5 protein-coding genes, 1 tRNA gene and 1 rRNA gene are annotated in these 5,469 nt (G+C 25.1%); 2 read left to right on the top strand and 5 right to left on the bottom strand.

Annotated elements, in window-relative coordinates; translation table 11 throughout:
* Positions 1-665: 665 nt before the first annotated feature.
* Both Q1K13_RS01180 and Q1K13_RS01175 read right to left on the bottom strand, forming a co-directional pair.
* On the bottom strand, positions 666-1,466 hold the full coding sequence (locus Q1K13_RS01180) for a pyruvate, water dikinase regulatory protein (protein ID WP_300346974.1): 801 nt from the start codon (positions 1,464-1,466) through the stop codon (positions 666-668).
* A gap of 81 nt (positions 1,467-1,547) precedes the next feature.
* On the bottom strand, positions 1,548-2,360 hold the full coding sequence (locus Q1K13_RS01175; protein WP_300346972.1) for a class I SAM-dependent methyltransferase: 813 nt from the start codon (positions 2,358-2,360) through the stop codon (positions 1,548-1,550).
* A gap of 219 nt (positions 2,361-2,579) precedes the next feature.
* Between Q1K13_RS01175 and Q1K13_RS01170 the strand changes: the two genes are divergently transcribed.
* Together Q1K13_RS01170 and Q1K13_RS01165 are read left to right on the top strand one after the other, a co-directional pair.
* Positions 2,580-3,335: a signal peptidase II gene (locus Q1K13_RS01170; protein ID WP_300346970.1), complete on the top strand. Its 756-nt coding sequence runs from the start codon at positions 2,580-2,582 to the stop codon at positions 3,333-3,335.
* A 115-nt stretch (positions 3,336-3,450) separates the two neighbouring features.
* Positions 3,451-3,753 carry a hypothetical protein gene (locus tag Q1K13_RS01165; protein ID WP_300346968.1) on the top strand — a complete coding sequence of 101 codons (303 nt, stop codon included), beginning with the start codon at positions 3,451-3,453 and terminating at the stop codon, positions 3,751-3,753.
* Positions 3,754-3,943: 190 nt separating this feature from the next.
* Here the strand turns inward: Q1K13_RS01165 and Q1K13_RS01160 are convergent, their stop codons facing one another.
* The 3 genes from Q1K13_RS01160 to rrf all read right to left on the bottom strand — a co-directional run.
* A complete protein-coding gene (locus tag Q1K13_RS01160) occupies positions 3,944-5,044 on the bottom strand; it encodes an extracellular solute-binding protein (RefSeq protein WP_300346966.1) in 1,101 nt (366 codons plus the stop codon).
* Positions 5,045-5,278: 234 nt separating this feature from the next.
* Positions 5,279-5,354 (bottom strand) — tRNA-Lys (locus Q1K13_RS01155).
* Between the two features lie 7 nt (positions 5,355-5,361).
* A 5S ribosomal RNA gene (rrf, locus tag Q1K13_RS01150) occupies positions 5,362-5,469 on the bottom strand; the annotation flags it as partial.

Raw genomic sequence — 5,469 nt, 5'->3', positions numbered from 1 at the left:
GCCAGCGTTCATCCTGAGCCAGGATCAAACTCTCAATTTAAAAGTTTAATCTATACTCATATTACTTGTTAAAAGAATTGCTGGTTTATGTTAATATCTTCTGTTTAATTTTCAAAGACCATTTCTTAGTCGCTCTCAAGCGACTTCTTTAGTTTATCATCACTTTTGAACTTTGTCAACAACTTTTTTTCAAAACTTTTAATTTATTTTGTTAAGTTGTTATCTCGTGTCTCAGTGACGAGATTTATCTTATCATATTAGATTTTTATTTATCTTTCTTTTAATTTTATTTTGGCAATTTAAACACTATTTACTCAAAATTTCTATTAAATTCTCAATATTTCTCATATTGATACACCTGGTTTAGTATATTAAAGATATATTGATATTTTATTATTTCAAATACATTTTTAACCATAAATAAGTACCATATTTTAAATTCATATATTTTTTCTTTATTTGATTAAGTAATATATCTATTTTTTATATTTTTATTTTAATACTACATTTTTATTAATATTATTTATTTTCTTATAATATAATCAGATTCTAATCTTAACAAAATTTGTTAAGATTAGAATTTAAAATTTTAATCAAATATAAAATACATAATTTGTAATAAATTTATGATCATTTATATTTTTACAATATATCTAACGCTTTTTTTATTTTACTCCTAGCTTTTCCATTATTATTAATGCTGTATCTTCTATAGCCCTTTGAGTCACATCTATTGTTTTACATCCTATTTTTCTCATTATTCTGTCTGCAAAATCGAATTCTTCTAATATTCTAGCATCTGATGCATATTCTATATCTGCTGATATTCTATGAAATTTATCTAATCTTCTTTTTCTTATTTCTATAAGTTGAAGTGGATTTATTGTTAATCCAAAAACTTTTTTCTTGTCAATTTCATATATTTCATCTGGAACACCTACTTCAGGGACAAGAGGTATGTTTATAGCCTTTATCCCCTTATTAGCAAGATACATACATAATGGAGTTTTAGATGTTCTAGATAATCCAACAAGTACAACATCAGCATTTTTAAGACCTCTATAATCTTTACTATCATCATATTGCATTGCAAATTCCATTGCTTCAATTCTTTTAAAATAAGCTTCATCTGTATTCCACATTGCACCTGGATTATAATCTGGATATTTGTTTAATATTGTTGATGCAACATTTATTATTGGTCCTAGTACATTTATTATACTTATATTTTTTTCTATACATTTTTCAGTTAAGTATTCTCTAACATTAACTGTGATTATTGTTGAAACTATCATACATGATTCACAAGCCTCTATTGTCTTCATTAAATCTTCAACATCTTCTAAATTTTTAACATATGGTATTCTTTTAACATCAGCATTATCTTTAAATTGACTAGCAGCAGCTACTGCTACTTGTTGCGCTGTTTCTCCGATTGAGTCTGATACTGCAAAAATTGTTAACATATAAAATTCCCCTCTCTTTCATCTAAAACAACCTTTTAATATTATTGTTGTTTTTTTAATGTAATTTACTCTTTTCCCCTTTTAGTTTTTTATTTTTTTTGCAACTATAATTAAATGCTCAGTTGAATCTCTAAATCTTTCATCTTCACATTTTTCAGTAGCAACTTTTAATAAATTAAAATATATTTCTTTGTCTTCAAGATAATACTTTGTCATATAGAAAGCCTGCCCACCTAAAAAACTTTCTGCACCAGCTCTACTTAATATTTCAAATCCAGAATTACTAACTTCATTAATAGCTTTTTCTGGTATAGTAAAATACGTTTTTGTAAATGACTCATCTTCATTAAATGATTTCTCATCAAATAAATCATAAATTTTTTCTATATCTCTAAATTCTTCTGAGAAATCTGAAAGACCAATCTTTAATACTCCTAATGAATTTATATATGTTATTAATATAACTCCATTTTCTTTAAGAACCCTTCTGCAATTTTTTAATATTCTTTCTCTATCCGCTCTTGAATGAATATGATACATTGGTCCCATTAACAATATTGCATCAAAATAATTATCTTCTATAAAATCTAAATATAATGCATCTCCACAAATATAATTATCAGCCTTTAAACTCATTTCTTCTATATTATTTTTAGCTAAATCAATAGATTTATTTGATATATCCATTAAAGTAACATTATATCCTCTTTTTAATAATTCTATAGAGTATCTCCCTGGTCCTGAACCAAGATCTAAAACCTTACCTTCTGAAGGGAAATATTTTTTTATTATATACATAGTGCTAAAAAATTCTAATCTATTATATGGATCATTTAACCTTAACCATTCATTCTTAAAATTCTCATTATAATATTCTTTAATAATATCCGTCATAAAACACCTCATCATTAATATGTGTTGATAATTTATATATTCTTTTAAAATTCAATATATCCTCTTTAATTATTATATTTACCTATGTTAAAATTGATTTAGTTTAATTATTTAATAACTTAATGTAACTAAATTTATTTTTATACCTAAAATTTCTTAAATATACTAAGAAATTATATGAAAAAATTTTAACTATGGTATATTTCAGGGAGGAAATAAATGAATAAGAAAAAGTGGATAACAACAAGTATATTACCTGTAATGTGGTTAATCTATTTCTTATTTGAATTTGTAAGTGGAAGAATTATTGGAGGAAAAGAAGCTCTTTCTATGATTCTTTTAATAATTCCTTTTGCATTTATTGGATATGTAATTTATGCATTATGGAAAAAATTCAAAAATGGTTTTAGTAATAAAACATTAATAAAAATATTTCTATTCTTAATGATTTTGGATCAAGGAATAAAATTTATAATTCATAAATGGTTCTTTAATAAGAGTTTTAATATTATAGGAAACTTTCTTTCATTTCAACCAATAATAAATACAGATGGTTCATGGCTTAATGTACGATTTGATGTTGGATTAAACTTTGATTTTCTTATAATAATAAATCTAATAGCTTTAATCATGTTCTTAGAATTTTATAGATACTATTTGTCAAAAGGACATAAAGACTTTACAGCTGATATGTGTATAGTATTCATTATGGCAGGTGCTCTTTGCTCTTTAATAGATAAAGTGTTTTATGGTGGAAGCTTAGATTTTATTGGAATAAGTAATTTATTCATTGCAGATTTTAAAGATATCTATATTAACTTTGCTATATTATTCTTCCTACTTTGCATTTATTTTAATGAATACTGGAAAGATGAAGAAGAAACATCCTTAAAAGATGATTTAATAGCAATAAAAAATTTTTTTATTTTTGCAAAAGAAGATTTATTAAAAAATATAATTAAAATAAAAAGGTAATCTTTTGTGAAATGTTACAAATTTACTCTGAATTCATTATTTAGCATAGACAAAGCTTCTCATTATGTTATATTAAAGTTGTAGAAAATTTACTGTTTATGAGAGGAGATTGGCTATGCTAGTAAGATGTACAGATAATTCATTATGCTCAAGTCTAACATTTGGTAAAGAGTATGCCGTTATAGAAGAAGGAGATAAATATTACGTTATCTTAGATGATACTAATAAAGAAATAACAACTAAAAAACAAAGATTTGAAATAATAGAAGATAGTGATTTAGCTAAAAAAACTAAAGCAACTATGAATGAACTTGATTTCCAATTAAGTAATAATTTCAAAGATATAAAAGATTTTAAAATAAGAAAAAATACAAAAGGTGAAATAAAAGAAATAATAATCAAATTCAAATATGAATAAGCTATTTACAATTCACACTTTAAATATAAAAGAGATTATGCACTTTACATAATCTCTTTTTTCATGTTCATTTCAATTTTATACACTCTATTTTCAACAAATTTTTAACTATCACTTAAAATTTACTTAATTTATATATCAATTATAACCTATAAAATCATGTAGTTTTCATTAATAAATTTTATTTAAACTATTTGTCCTTTTTCACATTTTTATTAGTGTTTTTTGCATCACTAATTGTTGAACTTAAAACTGTTTTAGACTTAGCAGTCTCGGGTTTAACAACACCATTAAAATATTGAACCCATTTATTTTCATTATCTAATATAACCTGTTCGCTTACATTCATAGGCTTAAAATTCTTAATCCAATCTGGTGAATACTTTAAAGCTACAGGTAATGTTGGTATTATATTAAATTTCTGTGCTAATTCTAATTGAACCTTAGGTCCTGCAATAAACTCCATAAACATATCCGCTGCATTTTCATGAGTTGTTGATTTTAAAATTCCTGCGCATTCATCAACTGTAGGCTCACCATCAGTAATACTTACTTTTGTTAAATTAGGATTATTCTTAATATTTTTATTTAAAATATCCAAAGGAACTATCCCTATTGGTGTTTCTTTAGTATTTAAAGCTTTTATAACTTCATCATAATTATTATAAAAACTAGCTACATTTAATTTTAGATTCTGCAAAAATAAATTTCCAACCTTTTCATCATTATTAGATATTGAAGTCAAATATGATGCTGTAGCTGATATAAAATATTTAGTATAATAATTATCCGAATTAGTCATAACTAATTTATTACTTACTTTTCCACCCTCTAAATCTTGTAGTTTTGTTGGAATAAAGCTAGCAGGTAAATTAGTTTTATTATATGCAACAACTATAGGATTTTTAAATATTGAATACCAATTTCCATTTTTATCTCTAAGATTATCATCAACCTCATCAAACCAACTTGTTTTATAAGGCTTTAACATACCTTTTGAGGTCATTTCATTATAAAGTTCTTTTGCCCCACCGACTATGACATCTATATTAGAATCCTTAAAATCAGATTCTGTAATTTCATCTTTTAATGTATACTTAACAGTTATTCCAGTCTCCTTTTTAAACTCTTCTGAAATTTGTTTCATAACATCATTTGGATATTTAGTGGTTACAACAATTGTATCTGATAATTCAGATTTCCCTTTATTATTTTTACTTCCACAAGAAACCATAGTAAATGAAATTGTAGAAGCCACCACTAAAGCTAAAATTTTCTTTATCCCCTTCATTCTTCTCTATCACTCTATCATATTTTGATAATCGTGATAGTTACACCTCCATCTCAAAATATATAAATTTCAAATTATCCATATTAAGTTTAATATATAATTATCACTATTAATTTATTTATATAACTACAATACTTTAATTTATAATACTTACTATCTAAGTATAAACTATTATTATAGTATTTATAAATATTTTTTTATACAAAAAAAACCTCTCTTATTAAAGAGAGGTTTTGGTGATCTGCCAGGGAATCGAACCCTGGACACCGTGATTAAAAGTCACGTGCTCTACCGACTGAGCTAGCAAATCATAAAAAACCTGGCGACCACTTACTCTCCCACACAGTCTCCCGTGCAGTACCATCAGCTTCTAAAGGCTTAACCGTCGTGTTCGGAATGGGAACGGGTGTTACCCTAAAGAACAT

This window comes from Clostridium sp. (assembly GCF_029267215.1).
In the GTDB taxonomy this organism is placed as follows: Bacteria; Bacillota; Clostridia; order Clostridiales; family Clostridiaceae; genus Sarcina.
The sequence above is the reverse complement of the archived record's forward strand: the minus strand, read 5'-3'. Positions and strand labels throughout refer to the sequence as shown.

Bases quoted from the DNA above. Each gene is read 5' to 3' on its own strand.
- Q1K13_RS01180 (WP_300346974.1), bottom strand. From the start codon at position 1,466: ATGTTAACAATTTTTGCAGTATCAGACTCAATCGGAGAAACAGCGCAA.
- Q1K13_RS01175 (WP_300346972.1), bottom strand. From the start codon at position 2,360: ATGACGGATATTATTAAAGAATATTATAATGAGAATTTTAAGAATGAA.
- Q1K13_RS01170 (WP_300346970.1), top strand. From the start codon at position 2,580: ATGAATAAGAAAAAGTGGATAACAACAAGTATATTACCTGTAATGTGG.
- Q1K13_RS01165 (WP_300346968.1), top strand. From the start codon at position 3,451: ATGCTAGTAAGATGTACAGATAATTCATTATGCTCAAGTCTAACATTT.
- Q1K13_RS01160 (WP_300346966.1), bottom strand. From the start codon at position 5,044: ATGAAGGGGATAAAGAAAATTTTAGCTTTAGTGGTGGCTTCTACAATT.